Source organism: Methanothermobacter defluvii, from assembly GCF_003385755.1.
In the GTDB taxonomy this organism is placed as follows: domain Archaea; phylum Methanobacteriota; class Methanobacteria; order Methanobacteriales; family Methanothermobacteraceae; genus Methanothermobacter; species Methanothermobacter thermautotrophicus.
On the sequence record NZ_QREL01000003.1, the window covers coordinates 26,971 to 47,917 of the forward strand.

Annotated in this window: 38 protein-coding genes and 1 tRNA gene; all 39 read left to right on the forward strand. The window is 49.4% G+C overall.

What is annotated here, in order from left to right; genetic code table 11:
- The first annotated feature begins 79 nt into the window (after positions 1–79).
- The 39 genes from C7452_RS07675 to C7452_RS07865 all read left to right on the forward strand — a co-directional run bounded on the left by C7452_RS07675 (position 80) and on the right by C7452_RS07865 (position 20,944).
- On the forward strand, positions 80–703 hold the full coding sequence (locus C7452_RS07675) for an METTL5 family protein (RefSeq protein WP_245942898.1): 624 nt from the start codon (positions 80–82) through the stop codon (positions 701–703).
- A 180-nt stretch (positions 704–883) separates the two neighbouring features.
- The gene (locus C7452_RS07680) at positions 884–1,690 is read left to right on the forward strand and encodes a putative RNA uridine N3 methyltransferase (protein WP_115892754.1); all 807 of its coding nucleotides are present in this window, start codon (positions 884–886) and stop codon (positions 1,688–1,690) included.
- 19 nt (positions 1,691–1,709) lie between these two features.
- Positions 1,710–2,723 carry a 50S ribosomal protein L3 gene (gene rpl3p, locus C7452_RS07685; RefSeq protein WP_010875644.1) on the forward strand — a complete coding sequence of 338 codons (1,014 nt, stop codon included), beginning with the start codon at positions 1,710–1,712 and terminating at the stop codon, positions 2,721–2,723.
- 12 nt (positions 2,724–2,735) lie between these two features.
- Positions 2,736–3,500 (forward strand): 50S ribosomal protein L4, encoded by a 765-nt coding sequence (gene rpl4p, locus C7452_RS07690; protein WP_115892755.1) that lies wholly within the window; start codon positions 2,736–2,738, stop codon positions 3,498–3,500.
- A gap of 22 nt (positions 3,501–3,522) precedes the next feature.
- Complete coding sequence (locus C7452_RS07695; RefSeq protein ID WP_048060727.1) at positions 3,523–3,783, forward strand: 50S ribosomal protein L23; 261 nt, start codon at positions 3,523–3,525, stop codon at positions 3,781–3,783.
- A gap of 22 nt (positions 3,784–3,805) precedes the next feature.
- A complete protein-coding gene (locus C7452_RS07700; RefSeq protein ID WP_010875647.1) occupies positions 3,806–4,531 on the forward strand; it encodes a 50S ribosomal protein L2 in 726 nt (241 codons plus the stop codon).
- A 16-nt stretch (positions 4,532–4,547) separates the two neighbouring features.
- On the forward strand, positions 4,548–4,958 hold the full coding sequence (gene rpsS / locus C7452_RS07705; RefSeq protein ID WP_115892756.1) for a 30S ribosomal protein S19: 411 nt from the start codon (positions 4,548–4,550) through the stop codon (positions 4,956–4,958).
- Between the two features lie 12 nt (positions 4,959–4,970).
- Entirely contained in the window at positions 4,971–5,432 is a 462-nt protein-coding gene (rplV, locus tag C7452_RS07710; protein ID WP_010875649.1) for a 50S ribosomal protein L22, read from the forward strand.
- A 3-nt stretch (positions 5,433–5,435) separates the two neighbouring features.
- Positions 5,436–6,239 carry a 30S ribosomal protein S3 gene (locus tag C7452_RS07715; protein WP_115892757.1) on the forward strand — a complete coding sequence of 268 codons (804 nt, stop codon included), beginning with the start codon at positions 5,436–5,438 and terminating at the stop codon, positions 6,237–6,239.
- 46 nt (positions 6,240–6,285) lie between these two features.
- Positions 6,286–6,480 (forward strand): 50S ribosomal protein L29, encoded by a 195-nt coding sequence (gene rpmC, locus C7452_RS07720; protein ID WP_010875651.1) that lies wholly within the window; start codon positions 6,286–6,288, stop codon positions 6,478–6,480.
- 12 nt (positions 6,481–6,492) lie between these two features.
- Positions 6,493–6,798, forward strand: coding sequence for a stress response translation initiation inhibitor YciH (gene yciH / locus C7452_RS07725; RefSeq protein WP_010875652.1), 306 nt, complete (start codon positions 6,493–6,495; stop codon positions 6,796–6,798).
- Between the two features lie 8 nt (positions 6,799–6,806).
- Positions 6,807–7,088: a ribonuclease P protein component 1 gene (gene rnp1, locus C7452_RS07730; RefSeq protein ID WP_010875653.1), complete on the forward strand. Its 282-nt coding sequence runs from the start codon at positions 6,807–6,809 to the stop codon at positions 7,086–7,088.
- Between the two features lie 10 nt (positions 7,089–7,098).
- Positions 7,099–7,419, forward strand: coding sequence for a 30S ribosomal protein S17 (locus tag C7452_RS07735; protein WP_010875654.1), 321 nt, complete (start codon positions 7,099–7,101; stop codon positions 7,417–7,419).
- 1 nt (position 7,420) lies between these two features.
- Positions 7,421–7,819 carry a 50S ribosomal protein L14 gene (locus C7452_RS07740; RefSeq protein WP_010875655.1) on the forward strand — a complete coding sequence of 133 codons (399 nt, stop codon included), beginning with the start codon at positions 7,421–7,423 and terminating at the stop codon, positions 7,817–7,819.
- A 10-nt stretch (positions 7,820–7,829) separates the two neighbouring features.
- Complete coding sequence (rplX, locus tag C7452_RS07745) at positions 7,830–8,183, forward strand: 50S ribosomal protein L24 (RefSeq protein WP_115892758.1); 354 nt, start codon at positions 7,830–7,832, stop codon at positions 8,181–8,183.
- Between the two features lie 2 nt (positions 8,184–8,185).
- Positions 8,186–8,914 (forward strand): 30S ribosomal protein S4e, encoded by a 729-nt coding sequence (locus tag C7452_RS07750; RefSeq protein ID WP_010875657.1) that lies wholly within the window; start codon positions 8,186–8,188, stop codon positions 8,912–8,914.
- Positions 8,915–9,421 carry a 50S ribosomal protein L5 gene (locus C7452_RS07755; protein ID WP_010875658.1) on the forward strand — a complete coding sequence of 169 codons (507 nt, stop codon included), beginning with the start codon at positions 8,915–8,917 and terminating at the stop codon, positions 9,419–9,421.
- A gap of 2 nt (positions 9,422–9,423) precedes the next feature.
- Entirely contained in the window at positions 9,424–9,576 is a 153-nt protein-coding gene (locus C7452_RS07760) for a 30S ribosomal protein S14 (protein ID WP_010875659.1), read from the forward strand.
- A 14-nt stretch (positions 9,577–9,590) separates the two neighbouring features.
- Positions 9,591–9,983: a 30S ribosomal protein S8 gene (locus C7452_RS07765; protein ID WP_048060728.1), complete on the forward strand. Its 393-nt coding sequence runs from the start codon at positions 9,591–9,593 to the stop codon at positions 9,981–9,983.
- Positions 9,984–9,991: 8 nt separating this feature from the next.
- Complete coding sequence (locus C7452_RS07770) at positions 9,992–10,525, forward strand: 50S ribosomal protein L6 (protein ID WP_115892759.1); 534 nt, start codon at positions 9,992–9,994, stop codon at positions 10,523–10,525.
- A gap of 13 nt (positions 10,526–10,538) precedes the next feature.
- Positions 10,539–10,865, forward strand: coding sequence for a 50S ribosomal protein L32e (locus C7452_RS07775; RefSeq protein WP_115892760.1), 327 nt, complete (start codon positions 10,539–10,541; stop codon positions 10,863–10,865).
- 109 nt (positions 10,866–10,974) lie between these two features.
- Positions 10,975–11,421, forward strand: coding sequence for a 50S ribosomal protein L19e (locus tag C7452_RS07780; RefSeq protein ID WP_010875663.1), 447 nt, complete (start codon positions 10,975–10,977; stop codon positions 11,419–11,421).
- Between the two features lie 11 nt (positions 11,422–11,432).
- On the forward strand, positions 11,433–12,011 hold the full coding sequence (locus C7452_RS07785; RefSeq protein ID WP_115892761.1) for a 50S ribosomal protein L18: 579 nt from the start codon (positions 11,433–11,435) through the stop codon (positions 12,009–12,011).
- Between the two features lie 2 nt (positions 12,012–12,013).
- Positions 12,014–12,658 carry a 30S ribosomal protein S5 gene (gene rpsE / locus C7452_RS07790; protein ID WP_192961070.1) on the forward strand — a complete coding sequence of 215 codons (645 nt, stop codon included), beginning with the start codon at positions 12,014–12,016 and terminating at the stop codon, positions 12,656–12,658.
- 12 nt (positions 12,659–12,670) lie between these two features.
- The gene (rpmD, locus tag C7452_RS07795; protein ID WP_010875666.1) at positions 12,671–13,129 is read left to right on the forward strand and encodes a 50S ribosomal protein L30; all 459 of its coding nucleotides are present in this window, start codon (positions 12,671–12,673) and stop codon (positions 13,127–13,129) included.
- Between the two features lie 12 nt (positions 13,130–13,141).
- Complete coding sequence (locus C7452_RS07800; protein ID WP_010875667.1) at positions 13,142–13,582, forward strand: uL15m family ribosomal protein; 441 nt, start codon at positions 13,142–13,144, stop codon at positions 13,580–13,582.
- Between the two features lie 16 nt (positions 13,583–13,598).
- Positions 13,599–14,969: a preprotein translocase subunit SecY gene (gene secY, locus C7452_RS07805; RefSeq protein WP_211305665.1), complete on the forward strand. Its 1,371-nt coding sequence runs from the start codon at positions 13,599–13,601 to the stop codon at positions 14,967–14,969.
- A gap of 20 nt (positions 14,970–14,989) precedes the next feature.
- Positions 14,990–15,547, forward strand: a complete 558-nt coding sequence (locus C7452_RS07810; RefSeq protein WP_048060730.1) for an adenylate kinase — start codon at positions 14,990–14,992, stop codon at positions 15,545–15,547.
- A gap of 18 nt (positions 15,548–15,565) precedes the next feature.
- Complete coding sequence (locus tag C7452_RS07815; protein WP_115892763.1) at positions 15,566–16,132, forward strand: EMC3/TMCO1 family protein; 567 nt, start codon at positions 15,566–15,568, stop codon at positions 16,130–16,132.
- 18 nt (positions 16,133–16,150) lie between these two features.
- The gene (locus tag C7452_RS07820) at positions 16,151–16,417 is read left to right on the forward strand and encodes a 50S ribosomal protein L34e (RefSeq protein WP_010875671.1); all 267 of its coding nucleotides are present in this window, start codon (positions 16,151–16,153) and stop codon (positions 16,415–16,417) included.
- Positions 16,417–16,935 carry a (d)CMP kinase gene (gene cmk, locus C7452_RS07825; RefSeq protein ID WP_115892764.1) on the forward strand — a complete coding sequence of 173 codons (519 nt, stop codon included), beginning with the start codon at positions 16,417–16,419 and terminating at the stop codon, positions 16,933–16,935. The genes C7452_RS07820 and cmk overlap by 1 nt, the downstream gene beginning before the upstream one ends.
- A complete protein-coding gene (locus C7452_RS07830; protein ID WP_115892765.1) occupies positions 16,935–17,162 on the forward strand; it encodes a 50S ribosomal protein L14e in 228 nt (75 codons plus the stop codon). Before cmk ends, C7452_RS07830 begins: the two co-directional genes overlap by 1 nt.
- Positions 17,163–17,191: 29 nt before the next feature.
- A complete protein-coding gene (locus C7452_RS07835) occupies positions 17,192–18,151 on the forward strand; it encodes an RNA-guided pseudouridylation complex pseudouridine synthase subunit Cbf5 (RefSeq protein WP_115892766.1) in 960 nt (319 codons plus the stop codon).
- A 61-nt stretch (positions 18,152–18,212) separates the two neighbouring features.
- Positions 18,213–18,297: transfer RNA gene (locus tag C7452_RS07840), tRNA-Ser, on the forward strand.
- 90 nt (positions 18,298–18,387) lie between these two features.
- On the forward strand, positions 18,388–18,837 hold the full coding sequence (locus tag C7452_RS07845; protein ID WP_010875675.1) for a 30S ribosomal protein S13: 450 nt from the start codon (positions 18,388–18,390) through the stop codon (positions 18,835–18,837).
- A 16-nt stretch (positions 18,838–18,853) separates the two neighbouring features.
- Positions 18,854–19,369 (forward strand): 30S ribosomal protein S4, encoded by a 516-nt coding sequence (rpsD, locus tag C7452_RS07850; protein WP_010875676.1) that lies wholly within the window; start codon positions 18,854–18,856, stop codon positions 19,367–19,369.
- 17 nt (positions 19,370–19,386) lie between these two features.
- Positions 19,387–19,779: a 30S ribosomal protein S11 gene (locus C7452_RS07855; protein WP_010875677.1), complete on the forward strand. Its 393-nt coding sequence runs from the start codon at positions 19,387–19,389 to the stop codon at positions 19,777–19,779.
- A gap of 1 nt (position 19,780) precedes the next feature.
- A complete protein-coding gene (locus C7452_RS07860) occupies positions 19,781–20,575 on the forward strand; it encodes a DNA-directed RNA polymerase subunit D (RefSeq protein ID WP_010875678.1) in 795 nt (264 codons plus the stop codon).
- A gap of 3 nt (positions 20,576–20,578) precedes the next feature.
- A complete protein-coding gene (locus C7452_RS07865; protein WP_010875679.1) occupies positions 20,579–20,944 on the forward strand; it encodes a 50S ribosomal protein L18e in 366 nt (121 codons plus the stop codon).
- The last annotated feature ends 3 nt before the right edge of the window (positions 20,945–20,947 follow it).

The following is a 20,947-nucleotide window of genomic DNA, read 5'->3' on the forward strand; positions in this document are numbered from 1 at the left end:
GCATTGATAGTAGATAGGAGAGAGAAGGAGGTATCTTGGGGGATATGGATGAGCCCTGAGATGCTGCTTGAGAGGTAACATGATAAGGAGAAAGAGACATCTTGAGATGCTGCTTGAGAAGGTTCCAGCCCACCCGGACCCTGACCCGGGCCTTGAACAGTACCTCACCCCTCCAGGGATCGCTGCAGAGGTCCTCTGGGCAGCCAGGGCAATGGGTGATATAGAGGGAAAGACGGTGGCTGATCTTGGGTGCGGTACAGGTATCCTGGGTATTGGAGCAGCCCTGCTGGGCGCAGAGATGGTCTACTGCATTGACATTGATTCAGGGGCCCTTGAGGCAGGACGTTCTGCTGCCGGGGAACTGGGTCTTGGTAACATCCGGTTCATTGAGGCGGACATCCGCCATCATGATGCCTTACCCGGGATGGTTGACACGGTGGTTCAGAATCCCCCATTCGGTTCCCAGGAGAGGGCAGAGAGGGGTGCTGATAGGGTCTTCATGGATGCAGCGGCAGCCACTGGCCGGACTGTTTACTCCTTCCACATGGCTGGTTCCGAGGACTTTGTCAGGAACTACTACCGGAAGCTTGGGGGTACCGTCACCCACAGATTCAGGGTTGAGTTCCCTATACCCCGGACCTACAGCTTCCACAGGATGGAGGTTGCCTCCGTAGGGGTGGTCATCCTGAGGGTTGTGTTCTGATGTTCTCTGGCCTCACCAGCGGAAAGTTTAAATATGGATACCATACAATTTTTAGTACCTATTGCAATCTGCGGTGGATCCGCTCACATTGTATGCCCTGATACGATGTGGTCTGTGCTTTTACTTGCCCAGTCTGCATTGTGGAAATATTTATAAATAGATCCGGACAGATATTAATAGATGAATAGAGTAGATTTGTCCATATTTATCCCGGATTCACTGACGGCTGAGACAGGGGATCTCAAAATAAAGACCTACAAGGTGGGTCTCATCGCACGGGCCGCTTCGATATTCGGGGTTAAGCGTATAGTGATCTATCACGATGATGCAGATGGAGAGGCAAGGTTTATTAGGGATATCCTGACTTATATGGATACACCTCAATACCTTCGCAGGAAGGTTTTCCCGATAATGAGGGAGTTGAAACATGTGGGGATACTCCCACCTCTGAGAACTCCCCATCACCCAACCGGAAAACCCGTTACTGGTGAATACAGGCAGGGACTGACAGTTAAAAGGGTAAAGAAAGGAACTCTTGTGGATATTGGCGCAGATAAACTTGCACTGTGCAGGGAAAAACTGACAGTAAATAGGATAATGAGTTTCAGGGTTGTCAGGTTGGGTAAGGAAATACTGATAGAGCCCGATGAACCAGAAGATAGATACTGGGGATACGAGGTACTGGATACCCGGAGAAACCTCGCAGAGAGCCTTAAAACAGTAGGTGCCGATGTTGTCGTGGCAACATCCAGGAATGCTTCGCCCATTACTTCTATTCTGGATGAAGTAAAAACGAGGATGAGGGGGGCCCGCGAGGCGGCCATCCTCTTTGGCGGTCCTTACAAGGGATTACCAGAGATCGACGCGGATATATGGGTTAACACCCTTCCAGGTCAGTGTACTGAAACTGTAAGGACTGAAGAGGCTGTTTTAGCTACTCTTTCAGTATTTAACATGCTAACTCAGATTGATGAAAAAGATGAATGATGTAAGGAGGTAAAGTTAAATGGCTAGACATCATCAACCAAGAAAAGGATCAGTTGCATTCAGTCCAAGGAAAAGGGCGGCAAGGGAAACCCCGAGGGTCAAGTCCTGGCCCCAGGTGGATGAGCCCGGACTCCTCGCCCTCGCAGGTTACAAGGCAGGGATGACACATGTCATGATGGTTGATAACCAGAAAAATTCCCCCACAGAGGGGATGGAGGTCTCAACTCCCGTCACAATCCTTGAGGTTCCACCCCTGACAGTGATGGCTGTGAGGACCTACGAAAAGACCAGCAGGGGTCTCAAGACCCTAGGTGAGGTCCTCGCAACAGAGACAAAGGATGACCTCAGGAGGAAACTCACCCCACCTGCAGATGACTACGACCAGGAAGCAGCCATTGAGAAGATAAGATCAAACATGGAGTACGTTGCAGATGTGAGGGTCATAGTCCACACAAACCCACGACTTGCAAGTGTTCCCAAAAAGAAACCCGAGGTATTCGAGTGCGGACTGGGCGGCAAGACCCCCGAGGAGAAATTTGAATATGCACTTGAGATCCTTGGAAAGGATGTCAGGGCGTCAGAGATATTCTCTGAGGGCGCCTTTGTTGATGCGATAGCCGTGACCAAGGGTAAGGGATTCCAGGGTCCTGTCAAGAGATGGGGTATAAGGATACAGTACGGTAAGGCTGCAAGGAGCAGTAAGGGAAGACACATAGGTTCACTGGGTCCATGGACACCATCAAGGACCATGTGGACCGTCCCACAGGCAGGTCAGATGGGCTACCACAGGAGGACCGAGTACAACAAACAGATACTCAAGATTGGTGACGCCAGCGAGGCTGACCTTGTAAACCCTGATGGTGGCTTTGTAAGATACGGGTTAGTCAGGAACGATTACGTCATGATTAAGGGGTCAGTTCCAGGCCCAACAAAGAGGCTAGTGGTTCTCAGGAAGGCCATAAGGGCTGCAGGTAAACAGGAAGAAGCACCCCAGATAAACTACATCAGCACAGCATCAAAACAAGGAGTATAAGAGTGGTTCAAAATGAAGATTAAGGTTTATTCCCTAGAAGGTGAAGCCATAGATGAGATGGAACTTCCTGAAATTTTCAACGAAGAATTCAGACCCGACGTCATAAAGAGGGCTGTCCTGTCCGCACAGACAGCAAGGGTACAGCCATGGGGTCCAGATCCAATGGCAGGTAAGAGGACCTCTGCACAGTCCTATGGTGCCGGACGCGGCGTTGCAATGGTTCCACGTATAAAGAATGGTTCAAGGGCCGCCTTTGTTCCACAGGCAGTGGGCGGTAGAAGGGCTCACCCCCCAAGGCCCCAGAAGAACTACCATGAAAGGATAAACAGGAAGGAGAGGCGACTTGCAATAAGGTCCGCAGTTGCAGCGACAGCCAGGAAGGACCTTGTGGAGGCAAGGGGTCACAGGATAGAGAACGTACCCCAGCTGCCACTGGTGGTCGACGACGAACTCTCCATGATTAAAAGGACCGCCGATACAAGGGAAGTCTTCAGGAAACTTGGAATCATGGACGACATTGTAAGGGCGAAGGAAGGCAAAAAGATACGAGCAGGAAAGGGAAAGATGAGGGGTAGAAAGTACAGGACACCCAGGGGTCCCCTCATAGTCGTTGGAGACGATAAGGGGATAACAAGGGGTGCGAGGAACCACCCGGGCGTTGACGTGGTAAGGGTGGAAAACCTCAACGCAGAGCTACTGGCCCCTGGAACACATCCTGGAAGACTGACCGTCTTTACAAGATCAGCAATAGAAAAACTTGATGAACTATTCCAGTAAAGAAGGAGTGACGGTGTATATTATGGATCCATATGCTGTTATTATGAAGCCACATGTCACAGAGAAGAGCATGAACCTTATAGATCAGAACAATGAACTGGCATTTGTGGTTATGAGGAAAAGCACAAAGAAGGATGTGAGGAGGGCCTTTGAGGAGCTCTTCGCAGTTAAGGTTGAGAGGGTCAACACACAGGTAACTCCCAGGGGCCAGAAGATAGCCTACATAAAACTGGCCAAGGAACACAGTGCAGAGGACATAGCGGTTAAACTGGGAGTATTCTAAAAATAACCAGGAGGATATTCGGATGGGAAAAAGGTTAATATCACAGAGGAGAGGAAGGGGAACTCCCACCTACAGAAGTGCATCTCACCGTTTCAAGGGCAAAATAAAATACCGCGCCTATGACTCCATTGAGAGTGAGGGCTCCCTCAAGGGGAAGGTAGTTGATATAATGCACGACCCTGGAAGGACAGCCCCCGTTGCCCGTGTTAAATTTGAAAACGGTGAGGAACGCCTGATACTCGCACCTGAAGCTTTAATGCTCAACGAAGAGGTTGAATGCGGAGTGAAGGCAAGGGTTAAACCAGGAAACTCACTTCCACTTAGTGAGATTCCAGAGGGGACACCCATATACAACATCGAAAACAGACCAGGAGACGGAGGAAAACTCGTAAGGTCCTCTGGAACATACGCTTCTCTAATCACCCATGACGCTGACAAGGCAGTTATTGAACTCCCATCAGGTGAACTGAAGGCACTCAACCCCCAGTGCAGGGCCACCGTTGGCGTTGTTGCTGGAGGAGGTCGAAGGGAGAAACCATTCCTCAAGGCCGGTAAGAAGTACCATGCCCTCAGGGCAAAGGGTAAGAAGTCCGTCACAGTCAGGGGTGTTGCAATGAACGCAGTTGATCACCCGCACGGTGGTGGAAACAGACAGCATCCTGGAAGGCCAACAACCGTCTCAAGGCATGCTCCTCCAGGACGAAAGGTTGGTTCAATAGCTGCCAGAAGAACAGGGAAAAGGAGATAAATAAGGAGGTGACCTATTGGCACGTAAAGAGTTTAGGTATCGCGGCTACACCTTGGAAGAACTGCAGGAGATGCCACTTGACGATGTAATCAAGTTGTTCCCATCAAGGCAGAGAAGATCCCTCAAAAGGGGATTCCTACCAAGGCAGAAGAAGGTACTCGAAAAGATAAGGAAGATAAAGAAAGAGGGAAAGACTGAGGGAAGGCCACCGGTCATCAGGACACACTGCAGGGACATGATAGTGCTTCCTGAGATGGTTGGAATGACCTTCGGTATCCACAATGGTAAGGAATTTGTGGAGGTCAAGATCCAGCCAGAAATGATCGGCTGCTACTTCGGTGAATTTGCACCCACAAGGAAGAAGGTTGAGCACGGAGATCCCGGTATGGGAGCTACAAGATCCTCAATGTTCGTGCCTCTTAAATAAGGAGACTAGACAATGGCTAAGGTTAAATACGCTTATAAAGAGGAAGACAGGTCAGGAACAGCCAGGGCATCAGCGACTCACCTCAAGATATCACCAAAGCACGCAGTGGAGATCTGCAGGGAGATCAGGGGAATGGAACTCGAAAAGGCCAAGAAGTACCTTGAAGAGGTCATCAGGATGGAGAGGCCAGTCGCCTTCAAGAGATACAACAGGAAGGTCGGCCACAGGAGGGGTCTCAATGGCTGGGCCAGCGGTCGTTACCCTGTGAAGGCAGCAGGTCAGATACTTAAGGTCCTTGAGAACGCAGAGGCCAATGCAGAGTACAAGGGACTCGACACAGAGAAACTCAGGATAATCCACATATCCAGTCACCGGGGGCCAGTTATAAGGGGCTGGATTCCAAGGGCCTTTGGAAGGGCCACACCATTCAACACACCAACAACACACGTTCAGATAGTTCTGGGGGAGGCATAAATTTTGATAGAAAAAGATTTTGTCGTTGAAGGTCTCAGAAGGACAAGGATAGACGAATACCTTGAAAAGGAACTTGAAAGGGCAGGATACGGTGGCATGGATGTCCAGGTCACACCAATGGGTACGATGGTTGTGGTCTACGCTGAGAGGCCGGGTATGGTCATCGGACGTGGCGGTAAGACAGTGAGGGCCATAACACAGAAACTCAAAAACAAGTTCGACCTTGAGAACCCCCAGGTTGAGGTCAAGGAGGTTGATGTCCCTGAACTCAACCCCAAGATAATGGCCCACAAGATAGCTGCAATGCTCCAGAGGGGTATGCACTTCAGGAGAGTCGCATACACCACAATGAGAAGGATCATGGCTGCAGGTGCCCAGGGTGTTGAGGTCACCATTTCAGGTAAGATAAGGGGAGCCCGTTCAGCCACAGCAAAGTTCACCGATGGTTACATAAAGAAATGCGGTGAACCATCAGTCAAGCATGTAAGGGAAGGATTTGCCACTGTACAGCTCAAACCCGGTGTTCTTGGGGTATACGTCCGTATAATGCCTCCTGATGTTGTTCTACCTGACAAGGTTGAAATAGAGGCTCCAAGGGTCACTGAAACTCCTGCAGAGGAAACCTCAGAGGCCTCAGAGGTTGTTGAGGATCTCGAGGAGGTTGAGAACCTGGAAGAGATCGAGGACCTTGAGGAGGTTGAGGATCTCGAGGAGGTTGAGGACCTGGAAGAGATCGAGGACCTTGAGGACCTGGAAGACACTGAGGCAGAGAAGAAGGACGCAGATGGTGAAGAATCTGAAAAATAATATATATGGACAGATTCATATCAGTGAATAATAGAAAGGGATTGAAATGGCGATACTTAGGAGCGAAGAGATAAGGGAAATGGATGGGGAGGAACTCCAGAAGAAACTGGATGAACTCAAGGCAGAATACGCCCGGTACATTTCCAAGAGCGCTGCTGCCGGGATCCATGAGAACCCCGGTAAGATGAGGGAAATCCGAAGAACAATAGCCCGTGTTCTCACCATCATGAATGAAAAATAGAAGGAGAAATAAATGAAAATCTGCGATGTATGTGGTCTTCCGGAAGAACTTTGCGTCTGTGAGGAAATAGCACGCGAAGTTCAGACACTAAAGGTCTACACAGTGAGGCGAAGATTCGGTAAAGTGATGACCATCATTGAGGGCATCGATGAACACGATATAGACATAAAGGAGCTCACTAAGATACTGAAGGCAAGATGTGCCTGTGGAGGCACAGCCAAGAAAGGCCAGATAGAACTTCAAGGGGATCATAAGAAGAAGGTCAAGGAAGTTCTGGCAGATATGGGCTTTTCATCAGATACGATTGAGATAAGGTAGGGGTTACCTTGATAACCCCCAGAAATATTTTCAGGCATGAGCTTATTGGCCTTTCTGTGAGAATAGCCAGGAGTGTTCACAGGGACATTCAGGGAATATCGGGAAGAGTCGTGGATGAAACCAGGAATACCCTTAGAATCGAAATGGATGACGGCCGGGAAATAACGGTTCCAAAGGGAATAGCCGTCTTCCATTTCAGAACACCGCAGGGTGAACTTGTTGAGATTGATGGTAGAGCTCTGGTGGCTCGTCCTGAGGAGAGAATAAAGAAGAAATTTAGAAAACCATAGTGGTGATAGAATGGTCGGCATTGATGTTCCAGAACCTAAATCTAAATGTAGTGATCCTAACTGTCCTTTCCACGGTGACCTCCCCCTCAGGGGTCAGATACTGGAAGGAACCGTAGTCAGTGACAAGGCAGAAAGGACAGTGACTGTTGAAAGGAGTTTCTACAAATTTATACGCAAATATGAACGATACGAAAAGAGGAAATCCAAGATAAAGGCCCACAAACCTGACTGCATAGATGTCAGGGTAGGGGACACAGTGAAAATTGCTGAATGCAGACCCCTCAGCAAGACCAAGAACTTCGTTGTTGTCGAGGTGAAGGGGGAAGAGTAAAATGAAGGCAATAGCATCCAAGGTTACCAGGGCATTACCTGTAGGGGCCAGACTCCAGTGCGTCGACAACACAGGTGCAAGGGAAGTCGAGATAATCTCAGTTAGGGGATACAAGGGTGTTCGAAGAAGACTTGCAGCAGCAGGTGTTGGCGACATGGTTGTTGTATCCGTAAAGAAGGGAACAGTTGACATGAGGAGAGAGGTCCTCAACGCCGTTATTGTAAGGCAGAAAAAGGAATACAGAAGGCCCGATGGATTGAGGGTGAAATTCGAGGATAACGCTGCAGTTATAGTGAGTCCTGAGGGAGTCCTCAAGGGTTCAGAGATAAGGGGTCCTGTTGCAAAGGAAGCTGCTGACAGGTGGCCCAGTGTGGGAAGCGCAGCAAGCATAATAGTGTAAGGGTGATAGAATGTCAAAACAGCCCAGAAAGCAGAGGAAGTACATTTATGAAGCACCATTACACGCTCGTCGAAAGATGATGAGCGCAAATCTCAGCAGGGAACTCAGGGAAGAGTATGGTAGAAGGTCCCTGCCCATAAGGAAGGGAGACAAGGTTGAGATTCTCAGGGGTGACTTCAGGGGACATGAAGGTAAGGTTGAGAAGGTGGACCTCAAGAGGTACAGGGTTTACGTTGAGGGGGCCACAATACAGAAAGTTGATGGGACAACAGTCTACTTCCCGCTACACCCATCAAACCTGAGAATAGTTGACCTCAACCTTGACGATGAGAAGAGAATTAAAATCTTAGAACGGAAGGGATAAAAATGGCAATAATGGCATCAAGAAAACATCTTAAACGATTCAAATCACCGGTTCACTGGCCAATTCATCCCAAGGAATACAAATGGACAGTTAAACCATCTCCAGGTCCCCACGCAATTGAGAACTCACTGCCTCTAATGATCATTGTGAGGGACATCCTGAAGGTTGCAGACAATGCAAGGGAAGCCAGGAAGATAATAAACAGTGGAGAGGTCCTGGTGGATGGAAGACCAAGGAAGAACTACAAGTTCCCGGTCGGATTCATGGACGTTGTCAGCATACCCAGGACAGGAGACGTCTACAGGGTGCTCCCCGATGAAAGGGGAAGGCTGGTTCTCCACCCCATAGATGAGGAAAACGCAGGCTTCAAACTCTGCAAGATAGTGAACAAGACAACCATTAAGGGAGGCAGGACCCAGCTCAACCTCCATGACGGCCGTAACTACCTCTCAGATGATGAATTCCGGGTGGGAGACGTTGTAAAGCTCTCAATACCCGAACAGGAAATCCTTGAGAGGATACCATTTGAGAAGGACAGCCTTGGCCTTGTGACAGGCGGACGGCACACCGGTGAAATAGGCAAGATCAAGAAGATAAACATAACAAGGTCTTCAATGCCAAACACAGCCGTCATCGAGACCGGTGCAGGCAAGACATTCCTGACACTCAAGGACTACGTTTTCGTCATAGGAAAGGACGAGTCAGTGATCTCACTTCCAGGAGGGAAATAGATGAACCCGATGGAAGAAGTAAGGATATTCAAGGTCACCCTCAACATAGGTGTTGGTGAAGGCGGTGAAAAACTTGCAAGGGCCGAGAGGCTTCTTGAGGAGATGAGCGGCCAGAAACCAGTGAGGACACACTCAAAGGTCACCAACCCTGAATTCGGTATAAGGAAGAAACAGCCCATCGCATGCAAGGTCACCCTCCGCGGTGAAAGGGCCGAGAAGGTACTCAAAATGTTCCTTGAGGGAATAGGTAACAGGTTAAAGGCCAGCCAGTTTGATGAGTATGGTAACGTTTCGATGGGTATAGACGAACACATAGACATACCTGGAATGAAATACGACCCTGAGATAGGGATCTTTGGTATGAACCTTTCTGTCACCTTTGAGAAGCCAGGTCACAGGATAAACAGGCGAAGGATACAGCGCAGGAAGGTTCCTCAGAAGCACAGGGTCAGCCGCGAAGAGGCAATCGAATTCATGAAGGAAAAATTCCAGGTTAAAATAGTCTGAAGGTGATTGTATTGCCAAGGAAATATGGAAAGGCATCAAGGAAATGCTCAAGATGCGGGGATCACTCTGCCCTTGTCAGGAGATACGGGTTAATGCTCTGCAGGCAGTGCTTCAGGGAACTCGCACCTAAAATAGGGTTTAAAAAGTACAACTAAAAGAGGTGTTTACTGTGACTCTTATGGATCCTCTTGCAAACGCCCTGACCAACATAAGGAACAATGAGATAAGGGGTAATGTCAAGTGCAGGATAACCCCCGCCTCAAAACTTATAGGGCGAGTGTTAAGGACAATGCAGAAGGAAGGCTATATCGGTGAATTCGAATACGTTGACGACGGCAGGGCCGGGAAATTCATAGTTGAACTTGAGGGAAACATAAACCACTGTGGAGTTATAAAACCCAGGCACGCAGTTAAGAAGGACGAATTCGAGAAATTTGAGAAGAGATACTTGCCAGCTAAGAACTTCGGGATAATAATCGTATCAACCCCTGAGGGAATAATGACCCATAAAGAGGCCAAGGACAGGGGTATTGGTGGTAGACTGCTGGCATATGTCTACTAGGTGATAACATGGTTCTAGCAGCTCTAATCCGGGAAGAGATACCCATCCCTGATGGTGTGGATGTCACCATCGATGGCGGTGTCACCGTTAAGGGCCCCAAGGGGGAACTTTCCCGAAAATTCAACCATTCAGAGATATCGATGGCTGTTGAAGATGACAAGATGGTCCTCGAGGTTAAATTCCCGAAAAAGAAGGATAAGGCCATGATAGGGACCGTCAGGGCCCACATAAGCAACATGATAACCGGTGTTACCGAGGGCTTCAGATACCGCATGAAGATAGTTTATGCTCACTTTCCAATGAGTGTGAAGGTGGCAGGGGATAAGGTTGTCATTGAGAACTTCCTCGGTGAACGCCACCCCAGGACCGCAAGGATCGTTGGTGACACAAAGGTCCAGGTCAAGGGCGACGAGGTTGAGATAACAGGTATCAACAAGGAGCACGTGGGACAGACCATGGCCAACATCGAACAGGCCACCAAAATCAAGGGAAGGGACCCAAGGGTTTTCCAGGACGGCATATACCTTGTGAGCAAGGAATAGGGACGGTGATTCGATGAGGAAAAAATTTAAAAGACAGGAATACGCCCGATACAAGAAATTAGGGGAAAAATGGAGGAGACCCAGGGGCAGAACAAGCAAAATGAGGAGGTATGAAAAGGGTAAACCCGCTATGCCTGCAATAGGCTACAGGAAACCAAGTGAAGTTAGGGGTCTCCACCCATCAGGATACGAGGATGTCCTGGTTTCCAACATGAGGGAACTTGAGGCACTGGACCCTGAAAAACAGGCTGCAAGAATAGCTTCAGCTGTGGGGACCAGGAAAAAAACCCTGATGCTTGAGAAGGCAAGGGAACTCGGCATCAAGGTTCTCAACCCGTAGGGAGGACTGGAAGGGGCATATTTTCCAGTCCAGCGAAAAAACTTTTTAAGGGGATACCTGAAATTTTTCGGGTTTATCAGCAAATGCTGAATACAAGGAGGTTTCTTGAATGAATCTTACTACTCAGAAGAGATTAGCTGCAGACATACTCAAGGTAGGGGTTAACAGGATATGGATAGACCCTGAAAGGATCGATGAGGTTTCAAGGGCAATAACAAGGGACGGTGTGAAGCAGCTAATAAAGGATGGCGCAATAAAGGCCAAACCCAAGAAGGGTATAAGCAGCTACAGGTCAAAGAAGATAGCCCAGCAGAAGAAGAAGGGACGAAGAAGGGGACCTGGAAGTATAAAGGGTGCAAAGGGTGCCAGAAGGCCCAAAAAGGATGAGTGGATGACCACCATAAGGGCACTGAGAAAGGACCTCAAGGAGATGAGGGACAACCGCGAAATAAACAAGAGCACCTACCGTAAACTGTACAAGATGGCCAAGGGCGGAGCCTTTAAGAGCAAATCTTACATGAAGACCTATGCCCGGGACCACGACATGCTCAGGTAGGAGGGATTTGATTGGCACATGGACCAAGATACAAGCTGGCATTTAGAAGAAGAAGGGAAGGTAAAACTGATTACCGGGCCCGCTACAAAATGGTAGAAACAGGTAAATCAAGGCTCGTCGTCAGGATAACGACATATCACGTTATTGCACAGATAATCAACGTGGGCATGAATGGAGACGAAACACTTGTCTCAGCCCACTCAAAACAGCTCCAGAAGATGGGATGGCTTGGAGGTACAAGCAACACAGCAGCAGCCTACCTCACAGGTTACCTGTGCGGTAAAAGGGCTCTGAAGGAAGGTATAGAGGAGGCTGTCCTTGACATAGGACTGAGACCAGCCATCAGGGGCTCAAAGGTATTCGCTGCACTCAAGGGGGCTGTTGACGCAGGACTCAATGTACCCCATGGTGAATCAGTGCTGCCCGATGAATCAAGAATCAGGGGAGAACACATAAGGGAGTACGCAGAATCCCTTGATGAGGAAGAACTCAGGAAGAGGTTTTCAAAGTACCTTGAAAGGGGTCTTTCCCCTGTGGATCTGCCGGAGCACTTTGATGAAATTAAAAAGAGAATAGATGAAGAGGTATGATTATGAACTTCAACATGGAGGAATGGGAGCCAAGGACCCAGCTGGGACGCCTTGTAAAGGAGGGTGTCATAACAAGCATCGATGAGATCTTTGAAGAGGGACACCCCATAATGGAACTTGAGATAATCGATGCACTGCTTCCTGACCTTGAGGAGGAAGTTATCGACGTCAACCTTGTCCAGAGGATGCACAAGTCAGGGAGAAAGGTTAACTTCAGGGTCATTGTTGCAGTTGGTAACAAGGACGGTTACGTCGGACTCGGGCAGGGTAAGGCAAGGGAGGTCGGTCCCGCCATCAGGAAGGCAGTTGACGATGCAAAGTTCAACATAATAAAGGTCAGAAGAGGATGCGGTGACTGGGGATGTGTCTGTGGAAGGGAACACACCGTGCCCTTCAAGGTCTCCGGTAAGAGCGGCAGTGTCCGCGTGACCCTGATACCCGCACCTGGTGGTGTTGGACTCGCAATAGGTGACGTGGGCAAGACCATAATGAGACTTGCAGGTATAGACGATGTATGGTCACATACACGTGGACAGACACAGACCACAGTTAACTTCGCCAGGGCAACCTTCGACGCCCTCAAACAGCTGAGCAAAGTAAAGGCAAGCGAGAAGGACCTTAAGAACCTCGGTGTTTGCAGTACCTGAAGGTGATTCTAGATGTTCGCAGTAGTAAGGGTAAGGGGATCAGCAGGTGTTCGAAGGGACATAGCTGACACCATGGAAATGTTAAGGCTCAACAGAATAAACCACGCCGTCCTGGTTGAGGACACACCCAGCTACCTTGGCATGCTCCAGAAGGCCAAGGACTACATAACCTGGGGTGAAGTCGACCAGGAAACCCTGACAGCCATGATAAGGAAGAGGGGAAGACTCATCGGGGGAGACAGGATAACCGATGAGTACATAAATGAGAAAACCGCTTACGGTTCCGTCGATGAGTTCGCTGCAGCCGTCTTCAGCGGCGAGGTTAAACTTGAGGAAGCAGGAATAAAGCCTGTATTCAGACTGCACCCCCCAAGAAAGGGATACGAAGGCATAAAAAAGGCCTTCAATGAGGGCGGAAGCCTTGGATATCGCGGCGAAAAGATAAATGACCTTTTGAAAAGGATGATCTAGGAGGAATCACTCATGATCAGAAAAAGACGAAAGATCACAAGGATGAGGGGCTCACGCACCGTCGGTGGAGGATGCTCCAAGAAGAGGAGGGGAGCAGGTCACCGCGGTGGTAGAGGACAGGCCGGTGGGCACAAACACCACTGGACATGGATAGTCAAGTACGACCCAAAACACTTCGGGAAATACGGCTTCAAGAGGCCCCAGAAACTCATAAAGAGGCTGGAAACAGTTAACCTGGCCTACCTGGATGAAATGATACCCGAACTCCTTGAGAGGGGAGTTGCATCCGAGGAGGACGGAATGGTGGTGCTGGATGTCCGCGACCTTGGATTTGAAAAGGTCCTCGGAAGTGGAAGGATCACAAGGCCCGTCCATCTCAAGGCATACGAGTTCTCCAGGAGTGCCACCGAGAAGATCGAAGAGGCCGGAGGAAAGGCTGAAGTCATAGAGTGAAACCAGCTGACAAGGAGTGGAGCAGTTGAAGGAAAAATTTGAACCCCTATTCTCAGTCCTGCCCCAGGTAAAGTCACCTGGTTACAGGGTTCCCTTCAGGGAGAAACTCAAATGGACGGGCATAATCCTTGTCCTTTATTTCTTCCTGGCCCAGATACCCCTTTATGGTTTGAGTGCAAATGCAGTGGACCAGTTTGCCCAGCTCAGGGCTGTGCTCGCAGGAAACTTTGGTTCAATACTCACCCTGGGTATAGGTCCAATAGTATCAGCATCAATCATACTCCAGCTCCTGGTAGGGGGTAAGATCCTTAAACTTGACCTTTCGAGGCATGAGGATAAGGCGTTTTTCCAGGGACTGCAGAAGCTCCTTGCCATTGTATTCACATTCTTCGAGGCCCTGATATTCGTACTCACAGGGTCACTGGCACCATCAGCTCCACAGTTTGTCTGGATCCTCATACTCCAGCTCACCATCGGAGGGATACTGATAATATTCCTTGATGAGGTGGTTTCCAAGTGGGGATTCGGTAGCGGTGTCGGACTATTCATCGCAGCGGGAGTATCCCAGGAGATAATCGTGGGTGCATTCAACCCGCTCTCAGCACCCACCCAGCCAGGGGTGCCTGCAGGTAGAATAACAGGTTTCCTCTACCTCCTATTCACAGGGCAGTCACCGGACTTCCAGTACTATGTGCTCCCTGTACTGGCCCTCATAGCTGTGTTCCTTGTGGTTGTATACGCGGAGAGTATGCGTGTTGAGATACCCATATCCATGGGTGGGGGTAAGAGGCTCTCAAGGGGTGCTGTTGGAAAGTATCCCCTCAGGTTCATATATGCAAGTAACATGCCAGTTATACTCACAAGCGCCCTCCTCCTCAACGTCCAGCTCCTTGCCAATGTCTTCCAGAAACTGGGATACCCCATACTGGGTACTGTCAGTAATGGACAGGCAGTTGATGGGCTGGCATATCTCCTGACAGCCCCAAGGTCCATCGACGCCCTCATACTCGACCCCTTCAGGGTCGTCTTCTATGCGGTTGTATTCATCGGACTCTGCGTCCTCTTTGCCTGGCTCTGGGTTGAGATAAGTAACATCGGCCCGAGGCATGTTGCAAGGCAGCTGTACCAGATGGGTATGCAGATACCTGGCTTCAGGAGCAGCAGGGGCCAGTTTGAGAAGATACTTAAACGCTACATACCCACCATAACAATACTTGGTGGAGCATTTGTGGGGCTCCTTGCATTCGTGGCTGACCTCACAGGTTCACTCGGTGGAGGAACAGGTGTACTTCTCACCGTGGGTATAGTTTACAGACTCTATGAGGAGATAGCCCAGGAACAGCTCATGGACATGCACCCGATACTTCGAAGCTTCCTGGGTGATTAGAACTAAATCGGAAGGGTACCATGAAGGTTGTTGTAGTTGCGGGAATACCTGGTTCAGGAAGCACAACGGTCCTTGAGAACACCCTTAAGGAGCTTGACTATCTCAATGTGAACTACGGGGACGTCATGCTTGAAATAGCGGTTGAGAAGGGCCTCGTTGAAAACAGGGATCAGATGAGGACACTCCCACCTGAGGTTCAGAAGGATATACAGAGGGCTGCTGCGAAAAGTATAAGAGAAAGGTCACTGGAGAATAATATAATCGTCGACACACACTGCACCATAAAGACGCCCGCTGGTTTTCTGCCAGGTCTTCCAGTATGGGTACTTGAGGAACTGGAACCTGACATGTTTGTGCTTGTTGAAGCCGATGCAGAGGAGATCTTCACAAGGAGAATAAGTGACAAAACAAGGGACAGGGATGTGGAGTCCCTGCAGGAGATTGACCTGCATCAGCAGATGAACAGGGCCGCTGCGATGGCCTATGCAACACTCACAGGCGCAACGGTTAAAATAGTTAAGAACCACAACAACCAGCTTGAGTCTGCAGTCAGTGAGATGAAAAGCGTTCTGGAGTAAGGTAAAGAGGAAAATAAAATGGTGCTTGAAATTGTTTACGGGGCACTGAATGCTGTTTTCGGCCCATTCATTGCAATGGACCCGAATCCACAGAACCCCATCTTAACGGTTTTCCTGATATCGACCATCGTGGCCTTCGTAATAACCCTGGCCAACAAGCTCCTTGTGGACCAGGAGAGGCTGGAGGAACTCAAGGTTGAGATGCAGGAATTCCAGCAGGAAATGATGGAGGCAAGGAAGAAGAATGATATGGCTGCACTGGAGGAGATCCAGAAGAAACAGATGGAGTTCATGGATAAGCAGCGCGAAATGATGACCATGTCATTCAAGCCGATGATAGTCACATTCATACCAATAATCCTTGTCTTCTACTGGATGGGACAGGAGCCACACATAGTCAATACACTGGTCATATTACCCCAGATTGCATACTACGTCCTCCTTGTCCCCCTGTGGCACATGTTCTATGGCATGCCACCAAACGCCCCATCCTATGCCATAGGATGGCTCGGATGGTACATATTATGCTCCTTTGCCATGTCCCAGATATTCAGGAAATTCATGGGACTTAAAGGTGGAATGTAAGGTTATGGAGAGATAAAAATGCCAGAGTTAAGATACAGATCCAGATCATATAAGAGAATCTTCAAGAAAACACCTGGAGGAAGGACAGTTACCCATTACCGCAGAAAGAAACCTTCAAAGCATGTATGTGCTGGCTGCGGAAAGCCACTCCACGGTGTTCCAAGAGGAAGACCCTACGAGATAAGAAAACTCTCAAAATCCAAGAAGAGGCCCAACCGACCATACGGTGGTTACTACTGCTCAAGCTGCGCACGCAAAGTCTTTAAAAAAGAGGCAAGGTCATAATGATCATAACCATCGGTGGTCTGGCAGGAACCGGCACAACGACAGTCGCCAGGATACTCTCTGAGAGGATGGGTATCCCCTGCGTATCTGCTGGAGATGTCTTCAGGCAGATGGCTGCTGAGAGGGAACTTGATATCCTTGAATTCAGCAGGATTGCAGAGGAAAACCCTGAAATTGACATTGAAATTGACAGGAGACAGGCCAGACTTGCAGATGAACACGAGGACCTTATACTTGAGGGCAGACTCTCTGCCCACTTCGCAAGGGCCGACCTTAAGGTGCTCCTCATAGCACCCTTCGATGTCAGGGCCCAGCGCATAAGTGTCCGGGAATCAAAGGACATAGAGACGGTCAGAGAGGAGATCCGGATACGTGAGAGGAGCGAGGCCCAGAGGTACAGGGAGATTCATGGAATAGATGTGGATGACCTTGAGGTATATGACATTGTGATAAACACCAGCCGTTTTGACGCCGAGGGCGTGGCTGACATCATACTAAAAGTTACTGAGGTGATTTAATGGCAGCAATAGAAGTTGGAAGAGTATGTGTAAAAACCGCAGGAAGAGAAGCCGGTGAAAAATGCGTGATACTCGATATCATCGACAAAAACTTCGTTGAAGTTGTGGGTGTTAACGTTAAAAATAGAAGGTGCAACGTGAGCCACCTTGAACCCACTGAGAATAAGATAGAACTCAAGTCAGATGATATTGAGGAGATAAAGAAGGAACTTGAATCCCTGGAATAAACCCACCTCTTTTTTTGCAGGTATCCCTCATGGCAAACTTCATTGAACTAAAGGAGGCCACCACAAACCCTGACTACGGGTGCCCACCTGCTGAACGGGACATTGAGACCCATATATCCATGGGTGTTGTGAACCTTGATAAACCCTCAGGTCCAACATCCCATCAGGTGGATTCATGGGTCAGGGAAATGCTCCACGTGGAGAAGGTGGGACACGGCGGCACACTCGACCCGAAGGTTACTGGTGTGCTCCCCCTGGGAATAGACAGGGCCACCAGGGTCATGCAGCTCCTCCTGGAGGCTCCTAAGGAGTACGTTTGCCTCATGAGGGTCCACAGGGAGGTGGATGAGGAAAGAATAAGGGAGGTCCTGGGGGAATTTCAGGGGAAGATATTCCAGATACCCCCACTCAAATCCGCCGTTAAAAGGGATCTCCGCGTCAGAACCATCTACCGTGTGGATATACTGGAGGTGGATGGTCAGGATGTCCTCTTCAGGATAGCCTGTGAGGCGGGGACCTATGTGAGAAAGTACTGCCACGATGTTGGCGAGGCCCTTGGTGCAGGCGCCCACATGGCTGAACTCAGACGCACAGCCGTGGGACCCTTCACAGAGGAGGGCCTTGTGACACTCCATGATCTCAAGGACGCATACCAGTTCTGGGTTGAGGATGGAGATGAGACCTTCCTGAGGGAGTGCATCCTCCCCATGGAGTTTGCAGTGGGTCACCTCCCCCGTGTGGTTATCCTGGACTCGGCGGTTGATGCAATATGTCATGGCGCTGATCTTGCACGTGGCGGTATAGCCGGACTGGATGATAACATATCCCGGGGGGACACCGTCGCCATAATGACCCTCAAGGGCGAACTGGTGGGTGTTGGCGAGGCATCCATGTCTGCACTGGATATTGCAGCGGCAGATGGTGGTCTTGTTATTGAAACCCGCAAGGTCTTCATGGAACCGGGAACCTACCCGAGGATGTGGCGCTAGAAACCGACGGCAGCAATACTTAAATAGATGTCATAATATACAGTTATATGATACATCCTGTGCCGGGATAGCCTAGCCAGGTAAGGCGCAAGACTGGAAATCTTGTGGAGCTTTGCTCCTCCTGGGTTCAAATCCCAGTCCCGGCGTCGGTTAAAGCAACCCTGTTGCACCTACGACTCTTATGAAGAATTCGCAAACCCCCGTCCCGCGAATTCACTCTTACTGGAGGTTAATGAATGGAAGAAGAATTCAAACATATGGTTCGTATTGCCAGAAAGGACATTGATGGTAATAAGACCATGGAAAATGCCCTTACAAGTATAAAGGGCGTTGGTAAGGCTCTTTCAAGGGCAATAATCATGTCAGCAGGATACGATCTCAATCAGAGAATAGGCTACCTTTCCGATGAGGAAATAGAGAGACTTGAAGAGGCCATAAAGAACCCTGCCAAGTATAACATCCCATCATGGATGATCAACAGGCGTAACGATTACGAGACAGGCGAGGACAAGCACCTCATAGAATCTGACCTCGAAATGTGCCTCAGAGAGGACCTCAACAGGATGAGGAAAACAAGGAGCTACAAGGGAAGGAGACACGAACTTGGACTACCTGTCAGGGGACAGAGGACAAAGTCAACATTTAGGAAAGGCTCCTCAGTTGGTGTGAGAAGGAAGAAGAGATAGTTAAGGAGATGTTAAAATGGGACACCCACGTAAGGCAAGGAAAAAGTATGATACTCCACCTCACCCATGGAACGCTGAAAGAATAAAGGAAGAAAACAGGCTCGTGGCAAAATACGGCCTCAAGAACAAGAAGGAAGTCTGGAAAGCAGAGACAATGGTGAGGAGATACAGGAGGGACGCAAGGTACCTCCTTGGTATGGCCAGTGAACACACAGGGAAGGAGAGGGAACAGCTCCTGGGCCACCTCGTCAGGACAGGAATACTCAACGAGGGCGCCAAACTCGAGGACGTCCTGGACCTCACAGTGGAGGACGTGCTCAGGAGAAGACTCCAGACACTGGTCCACAAGAGGGGACTTGCAAGGACCGTGAAGGAGGCCAGGCAGATGGTCATCCACGGCCACATAGCCCTTGACGGAAGGAAGATCGACGCCCCGGGATACATAGTTAAAAGGGGAGAAGAGGATAAGATAGGGTTCTACCCATCATCCCCAATGAAAAAACAGATAGAAGCAGCCCAGGACGCTGAATAATTTCAGGGAGAGATAAAATGGCTGAGAAGGAAAAATGGGGAATTGCAAATATTTACTCATCATTCAACAACACAATAATCACCATCACAGACATAACCGGTGCAGAGACCATAACACAGTGGTCCGGTGGTAAGGTTGTGAGGGCGGACCGTCAGGAGTCCTCACCCTTCGCTGCAATGGAGGCCGCAACAAGGGCAGCTGATGATGCAAAGGAGAAGGGCATCGTCGGCCTGCACATAAAGGTCAGGGCTCCTGGTGGAAACGGTCCAAGGACACCCGGACCAGGTGCACAGGCAGCCATAAGGGCACTGGCAAGGGCTGGAATGAGGATAGGTAAAATTGAGGATGTAACTCCCATACCTCACGATGGAACAGGTAGACCTGGAGGTAAGAGGGGAAGAAGGGTCTAAAATGGATATTGCTCTTAAGGAAAAAACTGATACCGAAATGGTCTTTGTGGTCAGCGGCGTCACGGTTCCATTCATAAACGCCATAAGGAGGATCTGCATGATGGAGGTCCCCAAACTGGCAATTGAGTACGTCAACATGTACAGGAACGACGCCAAGATGTTCGATGAGGTACTGGCCCACAGGCTGGGGCTTGTACCCCTTGCAGCTGACCCTGAATTTGCTGAATCCCTTAAAATGCCTGAGGAGTGCGACTGTGAGGAGTACTGCTCAGAGTGCAGTGTATCCCTCACCCTCAGGAAGAAGGGCCCGGGTGTTGTTTACTCAGGGGATCTTGTTTCAGAAACACCCGCAGTTAAACCGGTTTACCCTGACATTCCCCTTGTGAAGCTTGGAGATGATGATGAGCTTGAACTGGAGGCCGTCGCACAGCTGGGTGTGGGAAGGGAACATGCGAAATGGGAACCCACCACAGCATGCGCATACAAATACTACCCCAGGATAGAGTTCAGTGAAGACTGTGACGAGTGCCTTGAATGCATCGAGGCATGCCCGAGGGATGTTCTTGGAGAGGAATCAGGTAAACCCGTGGTTGTTGACCTTGAAAACTGTTCAATGTGCAAGAGCTGTGTCAGGGCATGTGATAAGAGGGCCATAGATGTGGGATACGAGGAAGGCAAGTTCATATTCAGGATAGAGACCGACGGATCAGTTGACCCAAAGGATGTTCTCCTTAAGGCCTGTGACATCCTCAGGGACAAGGCAGAGCAGGTAATAACATTTTGTGAAGGAGGCTAACCAATGGTAAGGAAGATTACCAAGACGAATCCCAATCTTATAAAACTCATACGTAATCTCAGGAAAAAATCATCCCAGGAAGGCGCAGCAATCTGGAAGGACGTTGCAAGGAGACTCGAAAGGCCCACAAGGAACAGGGCTGCAGTCAATATATCCAAGATAAACAGGCACTCCGATGAGGATGAAACAGTTCTCGTGCCTGGAAAGGTCCTTGGAAGCGGAAACCTTGACCACAGGGTCCAGGTTGTTGCCCTGTCATTTTCACAGACAGCAAGGGATAAGATCGAGAGGGCCGGGGGAGAGTGCCTGACACTCGGAAAAATTGTTGAAGAGAACCCGGCCATTAAGAACATAAAGATAATAGAATAAGGT